At 31.8% G+C, this 21,573-nt stretch carries 17 protein-coding genes; 3 read left to right on the forward strand and 14 right to left on the reverse strand.

Annotation, left to right across the window (positions count from 1 at the left end; all coding sequences use genetic code 11):
* Positions 1 to 429 precede the first annotated feature (429 nt).
* Together clpX and lon are read left to right on the forward strand one after the other, a co-directional pair.
* The gene (gene clpX, locus FVE77_RS05685) at positions 430 to 1,659 is read left to right on the forward strand and encodes an ATP-dependent Clp protease ATP-binding subunit ClpX (RefSeq protein ID WP_021769173.1); all 1,230 of its coding nucleotides are present in this window, start codon (positions 430 to 432) and stop codon (positions 1,657 to 1,659) included.
* A 37-nt stretch (positions 1,660 to 1,696) separates the two neighbouring features.
* Entirely contained in the window at positions 1,697 to 4,069 is a 2,373-nt protein-coding gene (gene lon / locus FVE77_RS05690) for an endopeptidase La (protein ID WP_036087940.1), read from the forward strand.
* A gap of 79 nt (positions 4,070 to 4,148) precedes the next feature.
* Here the strand turns inward: lon and FVE77_RS05695 are convergent, their stop codons facing one another.
* The 11 genes from FVE77_RS05695 to FVE77_RS05745 all read right to left on the reverse strand — a co-directional run bounded on the left by FVE77_RS05695 (position 4,149) and on the right by FVE77_RS05745 (position 15,496).
* Positions 4,149 to 5,564, reverse strand: coding sequence for a PTS transporter subunit EIIC (locus FVE77_RS05695; protein ID WP_026746414.1), 1,416 nt, complete (start codon positions 5,562 to 5,564; stop codon positions 4,149 to 4,151).
* 82 nt (positions 5,565 to 5,646) lie between these two features.
* On the reverse strand, positions 5,647 to 6,738 hold the full coding sequence (locus FVE77_RS05700; RefSeq protein WP_026746413.1) for a DUF871 domain-containing protein: 1,092 nt from the start codon (positions 6,736 to 6,738) through the stop codon (positions 5,647 to 5,649).
* A 22-nt stretch (positions 6,739 to 6,760) separates the two neighbouring features.
* Positions 6,761 to 8,104 (reverse strand): PTS sugar transporter subunit IIC, encoded by a 1,344-nt coding sequence (locus tag FVE77_RS05705; protein WP_026746412.1) that lies wholly within the window; start codon positions 8,102 to 8,104, stop codon positions 6,761 to 6,763.
* Between the two features lie 58 nt (positions 8,105 to 8,162).
* A complete protein-coding gene (locus FVE77_RS05710; protein WP_026746411.1) occupies positions 8,163 to 8,474 on the reverse strand; it encodes a PTS sugar transporter subunit IIB in 312 nt (103 codons plus the stop codon).
* An 80-nt stretch (positions 8,475 to 8,554) separates the two neighbouring features.
* Positions 8,555 to 8,890: a PTS lactose/cellobiose transporter subunit IIA gene (locus FVE77_RS05715; protein ID WP_026746410.1), complete on the reverse strand. Its 336-nt coding sequence runs from the start codon at positions 8,888 to 8,890 to the stop codon at positions 8,555 to 8,557.
* A 6-nt stretch (positions 8,891 to 8,896) separates the two neighbouring features.
* On the reverse strand, positions 8,897 to 10,258 hold the full coding sequence (locus tag FVE77_RS05720) for a 6-phospho-beta-glucosidase (RefSeq protein WP_036088079.1): 1,362 nt from the start codon (positions 10,256 to 10,258) through the stop codon (positions 8,897 to 8,899).
* 22 nt (positions 10,259 to 10,280) lie between these two features.
* The gene (murQ, locus tag FVE77_RS05725) at positions 10,281 to 11,195 is read right to left on the reverse strand and encodes an N-acetylmuramic acid 6-phosphate etherase (RefSeq protein WP_026746409.1); all 915 of its coding nucleotides are present in this window, start codon (positions 11,193 to 11,195) and stop codon (positions 10,281 to 10,283) included.
* Between the two features lie 282 nt (positions 11,196 to 11,477).
* Entirely contained in the window at positions 11,478 to 12,503 is a 1,026-nt protein-coding gene (locus FVE77_RS05730) for a UbiA family prenyltransferase (protein ID WP_026746408.1), read from the reverse strand.
* A gap of 40 nt (positions 12,504 to 12,543) precedes the next feature.
* A complete protein-coding gene (locus FVE77_RS05735; RefSeq protein ID WP_026746407.1) occupies positions 12,544 to 12,927 on the reverse strand; it encodes a hypothetical protein in 384 nt (127 codons plus the stop codon).
* Between the two features lie 26 nt (positions 12,928 to 12,953).
* Entirely contained in the window at positions 12,954 to 14,480 is a 1,527-nt protein-coding gene (locus tag FVE77_RS05740; RefSeq protein ID WP_026746406.1) for an AMP-binding protein, read from the reverse strand.
* A 17-nt stretch (positions 14,481 to 14,497) separates the two neighbouring features.
* Entirely contained in the window at positions 14,498 to 15,496 is a 999-nt protein-coding gene (locus FVE77_RS05745; protein ID WP_026746405.1) for a GNAT family N-acetyltransferase, read from the reverse strand.
* 232 nt (positions 15,497 to 15,728) lie between these two features.
* Here FVE77_RS05745 and FVE77_RS05750 point away from each other — a divergent pair, with 232 nt between their 5' ends.
* Positions 15,729 to 15,911: a hypothetical protein gene (locus tag FVE77_RS05750; RefSeq protein ID WP_026746404.1), complete on the forward strand. Its 183-nt coding sequence runs from the start codon at positions 15,729 to 15,731 to the stop codon at positions 15,909 to 15,911.
* Positions 15,912 to 16,063: 152 nt separating this feature from the next.
* Here FVE77_RS05750 and FVE77_RS05755 read toward each other — a convergent pair whose 3' ends face one another.
* From FVE77_RS05755 to FVE77_RS05765, 3 genes are read right to left on the reverse strand one after another with little or no spacing between them, the layout of a single operon-like run.
* Positions 16,064 to 17,398 carry a diacylglycerol/polyprenol kinase family protein gene (locus FVE77_RS05755; RefSeq protein WP_026746403.1) on the reverse strand — a complete coding sequence of 445 codons (1,335 nt, stop codon included), beginning with the start codon at positions 17,396 to 17,398 and terminating at the stop codon, positions 16,064 to 16,066.
* Positions 17,385 to 18,554 carry a DUF3419 family protein gene (locus FVE77_RS05760; RefSeq protein WP_026746402.1) on the reverse strand — a complete coding sequence of 390 codons (1,170 nt, stop codon included), beginning with the start codon at positions 18,552 to 18,554 and terminating at the stop codon, positions 17,385 to 17,387. Before FVE77_RS05760 ends, FVE77_RS05755 begins: the two co-directional genes overlap by 14 nt.
* Positions 18,555 to 18,608: 54 nt before the next feature.
* Complete coding sequence (locus tag FVE77_RS05765; protein WP_026746401.1) at positions 18,609 to 21,326, reverse strand: PEP/pyruvate-binding domain-containing protein; 2,718 nt, start codon at positions 21,324 to 21,326, stop codon at positions 18,609 to 18,611.
* Positions 21,327 to 21,573: the final 247 nt, after the last annotated feature.

Raw genomic sequence — 21,573 nt, forward strand, 5'->3', positions numbered from 1 at the left:
GAACTATGATTGAATAATTTACTAAAAATGATTTTAATTATAAGTTTTTTAATTTACTTAATTAATAATAATTTTTATGTATTATTTATTTCTAGTTCATTTTAAGCAAGGGTATCAGACGCCATACCCATATTTCGCAATAAAGATTATTATGATATAAATAATTTATTGCTTTCTTGAGATTAAGGCGAAAGTTCTACGAACTATCCCCGCTTTACGCAAAACTTTCTTATAAAAGAAAAAGAAAACTTGCTTTTGAATATAGGTTATTTTGCTATAAATAAATGTATATGATTTAAAAATTTTTACAAAAGCTCAAACAGTTCTTTTTCTTTTAACGAAATTTTGCTTATTATAACGAAATAATAGATTTTTTTATTAAATATAGGTAAAAGTATAAATTTTAAAGAAAAAACGAGGTGAAAAATATTGGCAAATAAGAAAAAAAATTACTGTTCATTCTGTGGCAGGGAAGAGCATGAAGTGGAACGGTTAATACAGAGTCCTGAAGAGGATGATGTGTTTATCTGTAATGAATGTATAGAAGACAGTGCGGAATTACTGGATAGTTTTAGGGAATATGACGAAAATGAACATAACAGGGAAATCACTCTATTAAAGCCAAAAGAGATAAAGGCAAAACTTGATGAATATATTATCGGACAGGAACAGCCTAAAAAGGTGTTATCTGTGGCGGTTTATAACCATTTTAAGAGAATAATGCACAAACAGAAAAATGTAGATAATGATGTAGAGCTTCAAAAATCAAATGTACTGCTAGTAGGGCCTACTGGAAGCGGAAAAACCTTGCTTGCACAGACACTGGCGAAAACATTGAATGTGCCTTTGGCAATTGCAGATGCAACAACATTGACAGAAGCTGGATATGTCGGGGATGATGTTGAGAATGTACTTTTAAAGCTGATAAAAGCGGCTGATTATGATATTGAAGCGGCAGAGCATGGAATAATTTATATTGATGAAATTGACAAAATTGCTAGAAAATCGGAAAATATGTCAATTACAAGGGATGTTTCTGGAGAAGGAGTACAGCAGGCATTACTCAAAATCATTGAAGGGACTGTTGCAAGTGTGCCGCCACAAGGTGGAAGAAAGCATCCAAATCAAGAAATGATAGAGATTAATACAAAGGATATTCTATTTATCGTTGGTGGGGCATTTGAAGGACTGGAAGCGAAGGTTAAGGATAGAGTTAATGAAAAAAGAGTTGGATTCGGACTGGAAACAAATAATACAAAACTGGATGATTTGACTTTGTTTGAAAATGTACTGCCTGAAGATTTAATAAAATTTGGGCTGATTCCTGAATTAATTGGGCGGTTACCAGTAATCACAGCACTTCATGGACTTGATGAAGAGGCTATGATTAAGATACTAACAGAGCCTAAAAACTCACTTGTTAAGCAATATAAAAAATATTTTGAGATGGAAAATGTTGATTTGGAATTTGAGAAGGATGCGATTACAGAAATTGCACAGCTAGCGCTTAAAAGAAAAATTGGAGCGAGAGGGCTTCGTTCAATTATTGAGAGCGTTATGACTGATCTGATGTACGAAATTCCATCAAAAAACAATGTTAAGAAAGTAATAATTACTAAAGAAGCAGTTACGGATAAAGAGAAGGTAATTGTTGAATAATATTTAATAATTAAAACAAAGTATGAAAGGGGAAATTATGCAAAATAAACCATTTATAGCTACAAGAGAATTAGTTGTCTTTCCAGGTGTTGTAACTCCGATTTTTATCGGTAGGCAGTCAAGCCTGAAAAGTCTTGAAGAAGCAATAGCAAGATATGACAGTAAACTGATTCTTTCAGCACAAAAAGATGCAAATGTAGAAGAGCCAAAATTTCCAGAAGATGTGTATGAAACAGGAGTATTGGTTCATGTAATACAGACTGTAAAAATGCCAAACGGAAATGTAAAAGTTCTAGTTGAGGCAAAACATAGGGTTTTAATCAATCAATTTCCAAAAGATGATAAAGGTGTTGTTTATGCTGAATATGAAGAAATTTTTTCAAAACCAATTGACGAAAGTAAAGCTGAAGCACTAAAACGTAAAGTTATCGATGAATTTTCAAATTATGCACAAAAAACTAATAAAGTGTTGCCAGATATTATTTACAATATAAAAGAAATTAGTAATATTGACAAAGTTTTTGATTTGATTTGTACGAACTTGATGGTTGCGGTGGAAACGAAACAGGAGTTGCTTGAAACACTTGATGTAGAAGCAAGAGCGTATAAAATTTTGGGTATTCTTGAGAGAGAAATTGAGATTTTTATGCTTGAGCGTGAAATTGAAAATCGTGTAAAGGAACAGATGGCAGAAGTTCAGAAAAACTATTATTTACGTGAAAAAATTAAGGTAATGCGTGAAGAAATGGGTGAAGGAACTGATTCTGACGAGGAACTGGAGGAACTTGACCAAAGAGTTAGAGATGCGAAAATTCCTCAGGAACTAAAGGATAAGCTAGTAAAAGAGCTTTCAAGAATGAAGAAAATGCCAGACTTTTCTGCAGAATCTTCAGTAATAAGAACATATCTTGAGACTGTACTTGAATTGCCGTGGGAAGTTTCTTCAAATGATGAGATTGACATTGAAAAAGCTGAAAAAATTCTAAATGAGGATCATTACGGACTGGAAGAAGTTAAGGAAAGAATATTGGAATTTTTGGCAATAAAAAAATTAAACAATACATTGAAAGGTTCAATTATCTGTCTTGTGGGACCTCCAGGTGTAGGGAAAACATCACTTGCACATTCGGTGGCACGTTCAATGAACAGAAAATTCACAAGAATCTCACTTGGTGGAGTAAGAGATGAAGCTGAAATTCGTGGACATAGAAGAACTTATGTGGGAGCAATGCCAGGAAGAATTATAAATTCTTTAAAACAGGTTGGCGTAAATAATCCAGTAATGCTGTTTGATGAAATTGATAAAATGGCTTCTGACTTTAGAGGAGATCCCGCTTCAGCAATGCTGGAAGTTTTAGATCCTGCACAAAACAACTCGTTTGAAGATCACTATATCGATCATACTTTTGACTTGTCAAACGTATTCTTCATTTGTACAGCAAATGATTTGGGCGGAATTCCAGGACCGCTTCGTGACAGAATGGAAATTATTTCAATTGAATCGTACACAGAATTTGAAAAATTAAATATTGCAAAAAGATATTTAATACCTCAAACACAAGAAGAAAACGGATTAAAGGAATTCAAAATTTCATTTTCTGATAAAGCAGTTATGAAAATTATAAATGAATACACAAGAGAAGCTGGAGTGAGAAATTTACGAAGAGAAATTGGTAAATTATTCAGAAAAATAGCAAAAGAAATACTTGTATCAAAATCTAAGAGTAAAAAAATCTCTGTTTCTGAAACAAAAATCAAGAAATATTTAGGAAATGCAAAATTCAGAGCAGATAAAGTCAAGGAAAAAGAAGGTAAAATTGGTGTTGTCAATGGACTTGCATGGACAGCAGTCGGAGGTACAACTCTAGAAGTGCAGGCAGTAAAAATGGAAGGAAAAGGTGTACTGCAGCTTACAGGAAAACTAGGAGATGTAATGCAGGAATCAGCCAGAGTGGCTTATTCTTACGTACGGCATATAAAAAATGAACTTGGAATCAAGGAAAAATTCAACGAAACAACAGATGTTCATTTACATTTTCCAGAAGGAGCAGTGCCGAAAGACGGGCCATCAGCAGGAATTACAATTACAACAGCGATAATTTCAGTATTGACTGATAAGGAAGTTAGGCAGGATGTGGCAATGACTGGAGAGATTACGATTACTGGAGAGGTTCTGGCAGTTGGCGGAATCAAGGAAAAAGTAATTGGGGCTCACAGGGTTGGTATAAGAGATGTTGTACTTCCTTATGACAATAAAGTTGATACGGAGGAATTGCCAAAGGAAATTGCAGACCAGATGAAATTCTACTTTGCTAAAACTTATGATGATGTTAAAAAGATTGTTTTTGTGGATAAGAAAAATAAAGAAGCAAAGAAAAGCAAGGCTGTGAAAAAAACAGCTGGGAAATAACATAAAAGCATATAAAAAAATAAATTGTGTAAACTCATGAATATTTGAATTTACACAATTTTTATTTATAATTTTTTTCTCATTTTCCATACATTTCTTCTATCTTTTCGTTGTCAATTCCAAAGAAATAAGTTAGGATAAATCCTCCTGCATACGCTCCTAGCATTGCGATTATAAAGTAAATCCAAGTTCCCGGAACAGCAATAAGAAGTCCGAATAAGCCTGAGACACCTTGAGAAATTGTTCCTAAATGGAATAGAACTGCAAGAACTCCACCAATCCCAGATCCTAGACAGGCTGTAATAAACGGTTTTCCTAATGGCAAAGTTACAGCGTACATTAATGGCTCGCCAATTCCAAGTATTCCAACTGGAATAGAATCTCTTACCATATTTTTAAGCCTTTGATTCTTAGTTTTTATATAAATTGCAATTCCTGCGCCAACCTGTCCTCCGCCTGCCATCATAAGTATAGGAAGCAAATAATTGACTCCTTTTGTAGGTCCTGCTGGATCATTAAGTAAAGTGTGTATAGGAGTTAAGGCCTGATGCAATCCAACTGAAACTAAAGGAAGAAATCCAGCTGCCAGTATATATCCTCCTAATATTCCTAATTTCTTGTATGCGAAATCAAGAATAGCGAATATAAAGCCTGTTACAACTGTTCCTAAAGGCTGAATTATTATTAAGGCTATAAATATGCCTATGATTAAAGTTAAAAGTGGGGTAAAGAAGGTATCAAGCATTTCAGGAACTATCTTTCTTACTTTTTTTTCCAGATAAGCAATTATTATGCCCATAAATAATGATGCAAGCAGTCCTCCCATTCCAGGTGCAAAAGGCTTACCTGTAAAAGGAAGTATAACTGCGCTCTTGTCTTCTGCTTTAAGAAGTAAAGGCAAGGCTGGATTTGTGATAAATATTGACCCCATAATTCCACCAAGCACTGCAGTTCCCCCAAATTCTTTTGCCGCATTCATTCCTACATAAATTGCAAGATATCCAAACATAACAAATCCGATACTTCTTATCGCGGCAAACCACCATACTGTATTATAAGCATTTTTTGCTGCAACATTTATTACATTTGTAAGTCCCATTATTAATCCCGCTGAAATTATTCCAGGCAGTAAAGGAACAAATATGTTTGCAATTTTTTGAAGAAATCGTTGGACAGGACCATTATATTTTTGTTTATTTGCTTTCTTATTTTCACTTGCTACATCCTTTACGTTGCTGTCTGAAAATCCTAGAGCAATACCGCTAAGCTTTGAAAATTCATCTCCTACTGCATTTACTTTTCCAGGCCCTAGTATTATTTGTAAAGTTTCAGCATTTACTACGTTCAGTACGCCATCAACTTTTTTTAACTTTTCTAAATCTACTTCATTTTTAACTTTAACTCTAAGTCTTGTCATGCAGACTGCGTTTGAAGCAATGTTTTCCTTGCCTCCTAAAATTTCATAAATTTCCTTTGCTGTTTTTTTGGCATCCATAATGCTCATCTCCTTTGTAAGTTGAAGTTTCAAAATCTTTTAATTGAATAGTTAAAGATAAAGCTGTTAGATAGAGGCATTTTTATTTTTTTACAAAAGAAAATTTTTGCCAAGACTTGATGTAATCAATTAAAAATATTTCTTCATCAGCTATTTTTCCAACAACATTTGACTTTCCAGTATTTTTCATTTCTGTTTTTGCAATCAAAAGTTCACCTGTGTAATGTCCAAATTCGCTGCTTTCAATAATTACATCTCCTTTTCTTATTGTTTCAGGAGCGTTAAAAATTTTGAAGTTATGTCCTTTGTACTTAACACGGCTATTTGTGGAACGGATTAGATTTTCGGAAATATCACCTCTGTTAAAGTGAAGTTCATCAAAAATTATTTTTTGCTCTATTTCAGGAACATCTTTTTCCAGCTCGATTGAAAAACTTACCATATCTTTACGCACTTTTTTAAATTTTTCTAATTCTTCATCAGTTGGATAGCAGTTTGAAATAATTATATCGTCAATTGTTTCTAGTGCGACAAAATGTTTGAACTGAACTATCAATGGTAAATTACGATGCATTTCCAAAGTTGGTAATCCTTGCGTTACTGGCTTAGGACCAAAACTGTTTTTAGCTTGTGAAGTTATAAATGCCGCTGTTCGTAATCCATATTTTGCAAAATTTTCTGTACATTTTTTGAAAAATTCCAAGCCTAATCCTGTGTGGATATGAGGATAAAAGTTATGGCATCCTATTAGATTATTTTTATTTGGGCAGTAATCCATAATTGTATCGATATAATGAGTATCGTTGCTCATATTTACCTCAATTTTTAAATTTTCCTTATTAAATGTCATAATGCTTTCCTGCAATCCAGTAAATCCAATATCAAGCCTGATTCCATCAGCTCCTATTTCCTTAAAGAAAGTTAAATCATCATAACTGATTTCCAAATCATCAAAAACTTTTGGATTTACATCCAGGATAATCTCAAAGCCTTTTTCCTTGGCATAATAATTTACTTTTTTAAATTTTTTTAAAATTATTTCCTTATTCTCCGTAGAAGAGAGCAGACAACTGAATATTCGGCTAAAGCCAGCTTCAAAAGATTTGTCAATATAATTTAGCAATTCTTCTTCAGTTGTCTTTTCAGGATAAATTGAAATTCCTAATCTTCTCATTTTGTACTATTTCCCTTCTTTTTTATTCTTGTGTTTCAGCGTGTTCTTCTGCCAACAATTTTTTCTCGTAGGCTGTAAAGAAAGGATAGTAAATTGCAATGGAAATTATAATTAGAAGTATGTTTAAAATCACAGCTCTGTAATCTCCATTTGTTGCTAAAAATGCTCCTATTGGCCCAGGAAGAGTCCAAGGCGGTGTTGAAGTTACACGGTTTACCAGTCCTGCTACCATTGCAAAATAAGCGATTGAGGCATTAACGATTGGAACAATTATAAAAGGTGGCAACAATGTAGGATTCAATACGATTGGAGCTCCAAAAATAATTGGTTCGTTTATGTTGAATATTGAAGGAAGGATTGCTGCTTTTCCTAGAGTCTTACCGTAAGTTGATTTTGATTTAAGCAGTAGCAATAGTGCAAATCCTATTGTCGTTCCTGAACCGCCAATCCAGATAAACCATTGGTATAAAGGTTCTGCCGCAATATGAGGAATATTTTGTCCGTTTGCTAGAGCTGTGGCATTTTGTTCAAGAAGCATAAGCCATAATGGACGTACAACTGAGCCAACGATTGAATCGCCGTGAATTCCAAAGCTCCAGAAAAACGTAATCATAAATACGATAAGTATTACAGAAAACCATGAATCACTAAATTTCAGAACGGGTTTTATAATTGAGCCAATTATGTCGTGTAAATCGATATTTAGCCAGTAAGTTAAGATTGTCAATGTGAAAATGATTATTGCTGCTGGAGTAAGCGCTTCAAATGAACGTGCAACTGATTCTGGCACAGCTTCAGGCATTTTTATTCTAAATCCAGTTGTTGTAGTCATTCTATATACTTCAACTGCAAATATTGCTGCTATAATTCCTACAAACAAACCTGCAGAGCCTAATCTTGACATTTGCAGGGCATACCCAATATCTTCCTGAATAATTTGAGAGCCTTTTGTACCCTCTTCAACAATAATTTGTACTGCTTTTCCGCCGATAGTTTGATTTATCGCTTCAATCGGATTAATCATTTTAGGCATAATTGTAAGCAAAAATGCACAGACTGACAGTATTGCCCCTGTAATTCCATCTAATTTATACGATTTTGCAAGACTGTAACCGATTCCCATAACTGCGTAAAGTCCCATTATGAACATTGTCATACGGTAGGGCAGTAGCATTTGTACTGCATGTTTTTTTGCTAAAACTGAGATTGCCCATTCTTTTGGAAAAGGTGGGAACGCCAAAATTAAAAATATTGATCCGACAATGATTAGAGGCAATGTGGAAACTATACCGTCCCGTATTGCCCTTAAATGTCTTTGTTCTGATATTTTTGCCATTTTTATTGAAAGTTGTTCTAAAACTGCCATAATTCTGCTTCCTTTCCTGTTACGATATTGTTTTTGTGAATTGTTAAGATATTAAAATTTATTTATTTTGTGTTAATTCCTGAATCTGTTTTAATAGTTTTGGACCTCCGAGTGGGCTATACCCTTGCGGCGTAATCATTGCACACGGCACACCTGCATCTTTTGCCTGAGCGTTTAATGTGTCAAATCTGTGTCTTATTTGAGGAGCAACCATTGCCACGTCATATCCATTTTTTACTTCTTCTTCAAATTGCTGCGTACTCACAGCCTTCACTTCAATTTCTACGCCTTTTGCATTTGCTTCTTTTTCAAGAGCCTTTACTGCCACAGCACTAGACATTCCTAGTGAACATACAAATAATACTTTCATAAAATCCTCCTAATTTTTTATTTTTTAAATTTTTATAACTTTTGTGTTACCTCTGCTTAAAAATAGTATCAGTTTTATTTCTAAATCTGTAACTTTTCAAGTTTATCAATTCTTCTATACATTTTTATCATGCCTTCAATTAATGTTTTTGCCTCGATTGCTGTCATCAAATGGTCCTGCGAGTGAACGAATAAGACTGAAGGTGTAATACCTTTCCCATTTACTTCCGCCTGAATTATTTCCGTCTGGACATTGTGAGCGGATAACAGAGCCTCATCAGCTTCTTTCAATAAATTTTCAGCCTTTTCAAAATTCCCTTTTTCTGCCTCGCTTAACGCTTCATAAGCCATTCCTTTTGCCATTCCGGCACTATTTACAATTTCAAAGACGACTAATTCCATTTGTTCCTTGTCCATAATTTCTTATTTTCCTCCTTTTTGATATTTTTCTCTGTTTTCATAATAATCCTTAAACTGTGGCAAATATTTTTCGTGTGCATCTAGAAGTTCATTCAAAACCTTTCTTCCAATTGTAGTTCCAGGAATTAATGGATTTGTAGTGAAAGCCTGCAATGCGGTGTAATAATTTCCTGTAACAGCCGCTTCCACAGTAAGTTCTTCCATTGCCTTCATTAGCTGAATATATCCTCTCTGCCCAGCATTTGGAAATTTACCAAATGTTATAGGTTTAGGCCCGCTTGCTGTAATGTATGAGGAAATTTCAACTGCCGAATTATATGGTAAATCTGCAATAGCTCCTTTGTTTCTAGTATTCACAGCCATTATTATGCCTTTATCGTTATAAATCGCACTAATCAATTCACAGGCTGCATCAGAGTAATAAGCGCCACCTCTTTGTTCAAGCTGTTTAGGTTTTTCCTTCAAATTTACATCCTTATAAAGTTCAAAAAGTTCTGCTTCAACTCTTTTAACAATTTCCCCTCTTGTTCCATTCTCCTTATATGATTTCAACCCTTCAGCCAGCATTTCATCCTGTAAGTAATAATATCTATGATAGTCACAAGGCAGCATTCCCAAATTTTTTATCTGATCATAATCATAATTTATGCTTACAATATTTTTTACACCAAGATTTTCCTTATCCTGTCTTTTATCCCATAAATCTGCTGTAAGCTCATTTCCTTTCTTGTCCCATACCTTGTACCAGACAAAGTGATTCAGCCCTGCAAATTGGAATTTAAACTCGCTAATATCTTTTTCATAAAGGCTTGCACAATCCATCTGAGTATGTACAGGAATATTGCAAAGTCCGACAACTTTTTCAAAATTTCCATAATTTAGTACAGCTTCTGTTACGATTCCAGCTGGATTTGTAAAGTTAATAAGCCAGGCATCTGGAGCAAGTTCCTTTATATCATTCACAATATCAAGTATCACAGGAATTGTACGAAATGCCTTGAACATCCCCCCAGCACCATTTGTTTCCTGTCCTAGAAGTCCGTTTTCAAATGGTATTCTTTCATCCTTAATTCTCGCATCAAGAAGCCCCACACGAAACTGAGTCGTTACAAAGTCTGCATCCTTTATGGCTTCCCTTCTATCCAGCGTCAAATAAACCTTGCAGTCAATACCAGCCTTTTCCACCATTCTTTTAGCCAAATTTCCAACTATTTCTAATTTTTCTTTCCCTTCCTCAATATCAACCAGCCATATTTCCCTTACTGGCAATTCCTTTATCCTTTTAATGAATCCTTCTATCAGTTCAGGAGTATAGCTGGAGCCTCCACCAATTGTTACAATTTTAATTCCGTCTTTTTTTCCCATTTTTTCAATCCTTTCTAAATTGCTAAATATTTTTTTCAGAATATTCATGTATTAATTTTGCTACATTATTATCGTATTGTTTTAATTTTTCCGTTGCCATATCTCTATCAATATCCAAAAGTATCATAGTAATAGCTGTTTTTACATCATTTCCGGCTTTTTCCAAAACAGAACTTGCAATTTCATAATCAGTCCCAGTAGTTTTCATTATTATTCTTTTCGCCCGCTCAACCAGTTTCTGATTGGAAGTTTTTACATCCACCATGTAGCCTGAAAATACTTTTCCCAGCTTTATCATAATTGCTGTGGAAATCATATTAAGTATCATTTTCTGTGCTGTTCCAGACTTCATTCTGGTAGAGCCTGTCACAATTTCAGCACCAACAGGGACTTCTATCGGATATTGGCTGACTTTGGATAAATCCGAATTTTTGGAGCAAGTTATACTTCCCGTAACTGCACCAATGCTGTTTGCATATTCTATTGCCCCTAAAACATAGGGAGTTCTGCCAGAAGCGGCAAGCCCAATAACTGCATCATTTTCTGTAAGATTAATATTTAGCAAATCCTGTTTTCCCAGTTCTGGCTTATCTTCAGCATTTTCCTTAGCCTTGAATATCGCTTCATTTCCACCGGCAATTATTCCTTGAACTTTCTCAAAGGAAACCCCATAAGTAGGAGGGCATTCTGAAGCGTCAAGAATTCCAAGCCTTCCCGATGTTCCTGCACCAATATATATAATTCTTGTTTCTTTTTTATATTTTGACAATATGGCATCTATCAGCCGTGAAATGCTCTCTAATTCTTTTTCCACGCAAAACGCCACTTTCTTGTCTTCCTCATTTATCCTTCTCACAATCTCAAGGCTATCCTGCAGTTCAATATCCTTGCTGTTTGAATTATTTTCTTCAGTAGACAATTTTTCAAGTTCAACCATTATTTATCACTTCCTCTAAGTCAGTTTTAAATTTGTTTGTTATGTTATAATTATAACTCGATTTTTATTAAATGGAAGTCTATTTTTAAATTTATCTGAAAAATTTGTTTAAAAGAGAGAAAAAGGGCATGGCGTCTGATGCCCTTGCATTACAAAAAAATTGAAGTAAAAAAAGAGAATAGTTATTTTTATCCCCTTGTTTGTTTATAGATGATTAAAATTGTGATTGTTAAATTTATTTGTTAAAAACTATAGATATAACTGATATAAAATTTATACTTTTTATTTTATTAAACTAAATACAAAATACGGAAGAAGCCCAAAGCTCATACTTGAAAAAATAATCCATAGTCCCGACATAGTTTCTACAATCTTTCCTGACAGATCCTTTTTCAAAAATTTTACCATAAAATATATTGAAACTACTAATATTACAAGCAATGTCAATCCACCAAAGAAAAAGTATTTTTCATAAGTATGGGCAAGCCCAAGAATAACAAGAAAATATTCAATAACAAAAAGTAGACTTAAAACAACCACAGCCTTTTTTCTTCCCCAAAGTTTGCTATATGTTTGCACTCCATGTTCCTCTTCATCAGCTCTTCTCGTTTTTCTTCCTATTTCCAGTACGATTCCATTTAAATAATTTAATGCAAAAAGAGGAATTAATGCAAAATCAATATTATGTCTATACCGTTGTAATATAAAAACGTCAAAAATATTTTTTGGTACAATGTATTGTGTAGCTTCTACAATAACAAGAGTAATGAATACCATTATTACAACGTGGGAGAGAGCATAAATCAAAATTCTTTTTGTAAGCCATTTTTTTATAAAAAATTCTTTTGCCATTAAGAACATATAAATCCATACAAATATCATAAAATAAATAATTTCAGGATCTATAACGTGTGCAAGCATTATTTGTATTATAACAGTTGCAATTCCTATTTTTCCTAATGTTTTTAAGGAAATTATACCTCTTTGAACAGGACGGTAAGCCCTATATTTTAAGTCTTCTTCATAATCCTTAAATTCATCTGTAATTCGTAATTGCAAGAAAAACATAAAAATTATGATAAATAGAGCGATTATTTTATATTGAAATATCCCTATTTTAACTCCGTTTGTAAAAAGATACATAATTTTTGAATTGTATAACAAACTTGTATAAATGTATCCTGACAGAGTAAAAATCAATACGAAAAAAGAGTTTTTTCCTAATGGAAATCGTTCATTTAAATATATTTTAAAGTTTTTTATATATTGGATTATTGATTTTTTTGAATTTACATTACTTTCGTTCATTTTTATTTTCTCCTCTTACAATATTATAATTACAACAATTTTACTGACAATAGAAGTCAATCATGGAAAGTAAATATCCTGTATTACTGTCTACTGGTGTACTTTCAATAAAATCTTTAATTTTATACCTTAGTATTAATTTCTTTTCATTATATTGTTCACGCTTTTCAATGGTCATCGCTCTATCCAGAGAATGACTAAACGGACTTCCTGAACTTGCAACGCCTTCTATAATTCCTCCTAAAAAATCAAAAAACAGTCCTCTTGCTTTAGAACGCATATGAGTCTGATACTTTTCATCGAGATATGATAAATCTGCCTCGCTTTTTTCTGCTGAAAGGTAGAATCTTTTCAAAGCTCTCCTGTCATATAATGAAAATAATTTTAATCCTTCCTGAATTAACTCTTTTGCTTCTGTTTTCATAAAATTTCCTTTCTGAATTTAAATTTTTAAATTTTTTCAACTATTTCTTCCAGCCTTTTATAATCCGTCTTGCTGTTATGTCTTTTGTCCATAGGAATTTCAGTTTCGATTATTTTAAATATTCCAAATTTTTCTTTTAGTTTGTTAATTTCACTATCCTCAGATAAATTTCCTTTAAATTCAGGGTTTCTTTCAACAATTAGATACAGTTTATTATTTTTGGAAGTAAGAACTGATTTTTTCACGTTTTTACAAAATGAAAAGGCGGTTTCTACAGTAAAAGGATAATAAATGTTTTCTTCAATCTGTATTCGCCCTTTAACTCTTCCTAGCAGTATAAGTTGACCTTTTTTGTTAATATATCCCATATCTCCTGTTCTGTGCCAGTTTTCATCAGAATTTTTTTCAATATTTAAGTAACCATCAACCACGTTTTCGCCCCTTACAAGTATTTCGCCCTTGATTTCTGAAATTTTATTTTTTTTAGGCGTTTTTTCTAATTCTTCTATTTTAAGTTCTATTTCATTAACTATTTTTCCAGCGAGAAGTCCATCACCATTTTTCATATTTTCAATATCTTCTTCTGTTATATCTTCAAAATTTAATACTGATATGGGTTCAGCCTCTGACGCTCCATACAAGGCTATAATTTTAGCATTTGTAAAAACTTCTTTAATCTTTTTCATAAGGCTGTAAAAGACAGGTGCTCCTCCAGTATATATTTTTTGAACATTTTCGAGCATTATTTTTTTATCTTTGCAAAATTTTACGATGTTTTCAAATATTGCAGGAGGCAAGATGATGTTTTGTATATTATTTTCTGTTATTTGCTTAACAATGTTCCCAAAATCTGACTCGACAGGTCTTAGCCAGTTCAAATCAGGAATAAAGGTAGTTGTTCCTGTTGCCATATGTGAAAGAAGAAATATCGGGAATGAAGAATAAACAGCTGTTTCTTTTTCAAATTTTAGATTTTTTTCAAGCACATTGTGCTGTCCAAGTAAAAATTCATGCGTTCTCATAATAATTTTTGGAAAGCCTGTACTCCCGCTCGTAAAACTGATAAGAGCAGGTGTACTTCCGTCAATTTTTTCATTTTGTATTATTTTCTGATTTTTATTTTTTTCATATATTGAAAGTTTTTCAGAATATTTCATCATTTTAATATAATTAATTTTTTTGTCAATTTTTCTGATTTCCTTCAAAAAGAATCCCTTTAAAAGTGTCTTTCTGCTTCCAATTATTCCGTCAGGGGAAATCATTTCGCAACATTTATTTATATGCTCAATACCAGCATACGGATCAATAAACACAGCCTGCAGTCCCATTTTAAATATTGCAGTCAGAATAAGATAAAATTCTATGCCAATGGGGACAAAAACAACGATTTTATTTCCTTTTTGAAATCCTTTTTGTGTCAAGTAACTGCAAATTTCATCTGATTTTGTATCAATTTGAGTAAAAGTAATCTTATTTCCTGTCTTTAAATCAAATAATGCTGTATTGTCTGGATATTGTTTTCTCAAATCTTTAATTTTGTCAATTATTGTCATTCTACACCGCCTTTTATTTAAAGTTCCTTTATAAACAGGGCATATCTTCTTAACTCATCTCCCAAAAGTGAGCCGATATTTTTTGATATATTTTTTTCGTGCATTAAAGCATAAATCACATTTTTATAGCCTGAATGTTCCGCTTCCTTCACAAGTTCATCTATCAGAATATACCCCATGCCTTTTCCATTATATTTGGGAGAAATTGCAATCGTTTTAAGAATCATAGTTTCTATTTTTTCCTTGTATTGAAGTTCGGCATAATCAGGTATTCCAAATACGTAGCCGATTAATTCGTCTTTTAAATAAAGCATTTTAAAGAATTTTTTTACAATTTTATCTTCATGGCTCATATACATTTTCAAAAATATTTCTCTATCCAATTCAGAATACAGAAAATTATTTTTAAATGCCTCAATTGTCAAGTCGTAAACTTTATTCAGCACAGCGATTAAATCTTCATTTTCCGCAGATTTTACTGTAGTATCCCTATAATATTCAAATTTTTTCAACTTTTCAATTTTTTTAGATAAATGCCCCCTTTGAACAGGATTCATATTTTCCATTACTGTTGAAATATAATAGGCAAGAGGCTTAAATCCAAGTTTTTCAAAGAGTTCTACATAGTAGTCTTCATTCCAAGGTTCCATAAGAAATGGCGAACGATGTCCTTTGTCAGTAACATAACGATATGTATTCCAAGTAGTTCCATTTAAAGGGCCTATTATTGTTTCTATTCCTTCTTTTTTAAGTTCTTTAAATACTTCATTAAAAAATTTTTCTTCATTTTTTATATATTTTTCATGTATACTTACATTTCCTATATATGATGTTTTTCTTTCATTGTAATCCGGACGATTATGCCATAAATGTAAACTACCTGCTATATTGTTATTTTCATCCATGAAAATCATTATTTCCGATGGTCGTTCTATCATTATTTTCTGTGATTCTTCGTGAGATATGTTATTTTCTATAACGTATTTCTGAATTTCTTTATACCTTTTTATTTTCATAATTTATCATCTACTTTCTCTATAAACTTATGGTAAAATCATTTTAGAATCATTTTAAAGGCTATTATTATTTAAATTTTTTATTTTTTAAACTTAAAATTATGATAGATTTTACAATAAGAATTATATCATTTTTTGAATTTTTATTAAAGTACACATAACCCTTTATTTTTTAAACTTGATTTTTTATTTATATAAGTTATAATTTATTAAAGTTAAAAGAAAGAAGGAGATGGATATGAAAAAATTACTGATAATGGTAATACTTGCAATGACAGTTGCTGGATGTGAGCTGTTTGATGCAAATAGATGGGATAGAGTGAACCGAGAAGCAAAAGAAAAAGGCAGAACATGTTATAGAAGAAATGATGGATATTTTTATTGCAAGGATAAATATGGAAACAGAGCAGATTAAGTAAAAAATAGACAAACCAGTATTGCAAAGGGGATGCGATTATTCCCCTTTACAAAAAAAATAAAATAATATAACATTAGAGAAAAAATATTTATTAATCAAAATAATTTGTAATGAAAAAACCTTTATATGAATAGATTTTAATTAAAAAACTAAAACAGCATTCCTATTCCTAGTAATATCATTGAACAGATAAAAACTATTCCAGAAGTTATAAATACTTTTGTTTCCCCACTAAGTTCGTTTTCTTTTTCAATAATATAAAAAATCTTCATACTTGTTTCGTAAATAAATATTCCGCCAAATATAAAAATTATTATTCCAGCCAGCATTTTAAAATCCCAAATTCTTGACAAGGCAAGATAATTTATTATAAAGAAAGTAAATGCCTTTCCAATGCTTCCCATCAGAAAATTCATTCTAAATGTTTCCCGTTTTACATTTCCTGCATTATCTCTTATCAAATTTATAATTCCAAAATGCAACGAAAAGGTAAATATATAAATAAGATACATTTTATTTTTATCAAGTATGATGCTCATAGCAAGCCACATTGCTGTAGTAAATGCTATTGCCAAAAGTCCTTTAAGAGAATCTTTTACTTGCCCTTTTACCTTTGGAGTGAAATGATAATAGCCAAGATACATTATTAGTGGCGGAATAAGCCATTTTATTCCTCCAATTATCATAACGATGTAAAGAAAAAATAAACTTGCAGTTTGTGCAACTCTTGTAAGAGTTGTCTTTTTTCTATTTAATATTATTATAATAAATAATACGATTATTACCCAAAGTTTATACATTAGTTCCCGTGCTGTTAAATATAAATTTAATCTTAAAAATAAGTACACAAAAAATGGTACAAAAAGATTATCCAGACCATTCCATGAAATGACTTCAAGAATCATTGTAAGGATGCTTAAAAGTAGGGAAACAAGCACGATGTTTATGCTGCCAATATCACTGAAGAATAAAAAGAAATTTATACATATAAAATATGTTGTAAGAAAGAATGTTACCGAGCCTTCTATCGACTTCGTTCCAAATCCCGTATTAAATTTATACTTGCTGTAAAATTCCCCTATGAGGGCGGCAAAAGCGTCAGAAAGCATAAGAATTATAAGCGGAAGAGCATACATTACCTTATTATCACTTGAAACAAGCCATAATCCCAAAATACTCATAATAAAGTATATATCTCCTAAAGTCTTCCTATTTTTTGTTTCCAGCACCTTTTTAAATCCTGTCACCTTATTTTTTACAATTCTTATGGAAACAAGCAATACAAGAAATACTATTCCAAGTATTACAACCGAGCTTTTTCTTTCAAAGATAAAAGGAAGTGACAGTCCTCCAACTCCTGAGCCTATATGCAGAATCTTCCTTATAAATTCCGAATTAAGTTTTTCGCTTTTTTCAAGCTTGTTAAGCAGAAGAAAAAACAGTATAAAAGCCGCCAGAACAAATATCATTTTAACTATTTCCATTTTTTATCACCTTTTCCACTATAAAATCAGTATAGAAAAATGTCATATCCTTTTCATGAAGCTTCTTATCCAGCTCCTTCATCCTTTCATATTTTTTTCCGTTTACATTTTTTTCTTTTCCAGCAACTGCTATTTCGCTATCCGTCTCTTTATAACCAAGTTTTTCTGAATTTCTTTCAACTATTAGGTTCCAATATGCCAGTAAGGCATTATTTTCAGCATTGTCGTAAATTTTTTCCATTAATTTACTGTAATTTTCAGCTGACATATATTCAAATATGTCACTTAAATTAAATTTATTTATTTTAAAATCAATCTGATCCAGATATTCTTCGACTGAACTCTGTAAAATTTCTACCTTATGAAGATTTCTTCTGATTTTATCAAAATTTTCTTTTCTAAGAAAATAAGGAAGACAATCCTTACGGTAATTTCCTGTCAGAATATAGTTAATATAGGGATTCTCATACGGATTCAGCTCACAGAGGGCATATCTGCTTCTTTCCTTCATTTCTTCAGAAATATTTTTTTCTGCATATCTGAAAAATTCCTTATCCCTTCCCAGTTTCCCAACTATATATTTTGAAAAGAACAGCTTAAACATCAGTTTCCACTTGAAATTATTCCAGTACTTATCATAATATTCAATTCTTTCCTGCCTGGATTTTTTTTCAAGAAGTTTTTCTATCCGTTTTTTACTATGCACAAAAGGAAGTATTTTTTCCCTGAAAATTTTAAAAAACTTTTCAAATTTTCCGGCATGTATTATTCCCTTTTCAATTGATTCTCTGTTAAAGTCCCAGTATTCCTTCACTTCTTTATCAAGATTTTCTCTTATTCTGTCATATATTTCAATTCTTTTATCAGATTTCATTACTCCCATGAACTCAAGCATTTCTTTATAGGACAGGCTGTTAAAAACTTCCTTTTTCAGCTTTGCAAGTGCTATCTGAGGAAAACTTATATCAAGTGCCACCACTTTCTTTGGATTTTCTGCAAGCATGGAAAATACATTATCTCCCGCAGACAGTATTCCAAAGCATATATCATTTTCCTGTATATTAAGACTTTCGAGCAAAACCTCTGTATCTTCCCAGCATTGGGAATACCTTATCAAAGAAAAATCAACTCTATTTTCTTTTACTTCGCTTTTCATCTATACTTCCTCCATATTTATCCGTATAAAATTTTAATCAGTTTTTTTCTGATTTTATATTTCCTCCAATTTTTTTATTATTCCTGTACTTCCATCAAACTGGACAAAATCTCCTGTTTTTAAAGCAGTTGTTGCTCCCTGCACTCCGACTATGGCAGGTATATTCATTTCACGTGAAATAATTGCACTATGTGATAAAAGACTTCCCTTTTCCACTATAAGCCCCTTTAATAAAGGAAAAACCATAACCCAGCTTGGATCCGTAGATTTTGTAACGACAATATCTCCATCTTCAACTTCAGTATTCATAGGATTTAGTACAATTTTTACTTTTCCCTTTACTACTCCCTTGCTGCATCCTGTTCCCTTAAGAATACTTTTATCTCTCTGTTCATTTCCTGTCAAATCTTCATAATAGAAGTTTTCCCCTAAAAATCCTCTCGTTAAAAATCTGTCAGGAAGGACAGCTCCTTCTTCATATTCCTTATACTTTTCTTTTCTTAAGTCTATCAGCTTTTTTAAGTCTGTATCAATTAGTGCACCGTCTATCAGTCCAAAAATTTCATCTATTGTCAGATAAAATACATCCCTTTCATGAACTATTATATTTTCTTCCTTCAGATAGACTCCCATTTTTTTCATAATTTTTCTGACCATGCCGAAAACCTTTGTCCTTTCATATCGCAGATTTTCCCTTAATCGAATAAATTTTTTTGCATAGGATACTGTTTTTTTCAGTATAAACTTTTTCAACGGACTGATTTTCAGATTTTCATATATCTTTTTCTGTTCTTCTGAAATGTTCCTTTTACTGTGTTCACCTGATTCCTTTGTCATTGAAATCGAATATATCATCCTGATCAGAAATAACGGATCTTCCCTCAATGTCAATGCTTCAAGCTTCAGCTCATGTACTGTCCTGTCTCCAAATTTTTGCATATATTCTTCCAGTAATGAGTTAAATTCTTTATTCCTAGTTAAATTTTCAATATTAATATCTGTTGCAGCTTCTGAAGTTATCCCTTTTATTTCATTCTGTAAATTCTTATCCTTTTTTATTATACTGCTCATTTTCATAATATATTTTGAAGGCTCGACACTTATCATGTCATTTCCTTCCTGAGCAATAAGAATATTATGTACTTCTTCAAAATTTTCCTTTATATATTTTTCTGCTACTTTTTTTGAAAGACCGAACCAAACCATTACAAGAAAATCATTTATAATAGGTATTTCCCAGTTTTTTAAAAATTTATTTTCAAGAAACTTGTAATATTTTTTTAAGTCCTTTACGCTTTTTTCCTCCAGACTGCTATTTTTTCCATTAAGATTTTCATCTATGAGCTTATAAAACTTTTTAGCCTTATTCTCAATCAGGAACATATTCAGAAACAATGTCCCTCCTGCCTTCAGTTTTTCAATCCTGTTTCTGAATTTTTCCCACGAAGACATTTTTTCTTCCGCTTCCAGAAGGTTTTCGTTTATATCTTCTTCTGACAGTTCCTTTTTCACTCCCATCATCTGTTCCATAAATTTACTGTTATTACGTGAATTAGGAAACAGCATGAGAAGTTTGTACCAGTTTATCAGATTATAGTAAACTCTTCCCTTCAGTAATCCAAGCATATTGTCATATACAACCTGATAGCTTTCAACAACCTTCGGAGGTACTCCCGTAATTTCCGAGAATCTTTTATATACATCAGAGTAGGCTTTTCTTATAAAGCTGAAGGTAAGCGGAAGTGTAATTTCAGGATAGCTTTCTACAATATTACTGTTGTCCCATATTATTGTATTTGATGTTTTTTCATTTGATTTTTCTAATGTAGTTACAGGTCTTGACTGCAATATATAAAGTTTCCCCTTTTCAAATGCCCATTCCATATCCTGAGGTTTTCCATAATATTTTTCAATATTTATAATATTTTCTCCAAGCTCCTGTACTTCACTGTCGTTTAACACTTCATCTTCAATATTTATTTCTTCTATCTTTACTTTCTTATTTTCAAAATCTAAAACCTGTCTTATTTTTTTTGTTCTTATTTCCTTTTTAATTTCCTTCGTTTTTTTATTATATATAAACAGATCTCCATTTTCATCTCCATCAACTATACTTGTTCCCAGCCCATAAGTTCCTGAAATTACTATTTCATCATAATGTCCATTTACGGGATTTACGCTGAATCCGACTCCGGCCTTTTCAGAATTTACCATTTCCTGAATTATTACTGCCGGAACATTTATTTCATTGTTTATTTTTCCTTCTTTTCTATATTTCATGACATGTAAGGAAAAGGAAGAAATCCATACTTCCTTCACTTTTTCCATTATATTTTCCTTTTTTACATATAGATATGTTTCAAACTGACCTGCAAATGAAAAATTGCTGCTGTCTTCCTCAATAGAAGAAGATCTCACAGCATAGTAACTTTCTTCATTTAGTGCATTTTCTATTTCCTTTTCAAATTCTTCCCTAATTTTATGATTTTTTATAATTCTAATTATATTTTCAATTTTTCTTTCGGCATTCCCGCTAAATACAGCATTCCAATCCTTAATTTCATCATTATTTCCTGCTTCTTGATTGTACATTTCAATTTCTTTTAGTATAATTTCCTTAAAATATCTGTTAGTAATGACTGAAAAATACGGTACATTAAATCCATCGGCAGCAAGTTCAAGCAAATTTTGAGCCTTTTTACCAATTTTTTCCTCAAATACTGTATTTTCATTATGATTTTTTAGGTTATCAATATTATAAATATATTTCATAATTTATTTTCCTTTTCTAAAAATTCTATTTTTCATTATATTATACCTCATTAAACTTATTTTTTAAAATTTTATGCTATATATTGTTATTAATATTTTTTTATTTATTAAAAAGGGCTTAAGCTTCCTTCCTGAAAATAATTTTTAAAAAGTCATTATTTTAATAAAAGCAGTATAAGCAGAAATGATTTATAGCATTGAATAATTAAAAAAATTTAATGAAAAAGAGGGAAATTCAAAATTCCTC

Source organism: Leptotrichia hofstadii, from assembly GCF_007990525.1.
Taxonomy (GTDB): Bacteria; Fusobacteriota; Fusobacteriia; order Fusobacteriales; family Leptotrichiaceae; genus Leptotrichia; species Leptotrichia hofstadii.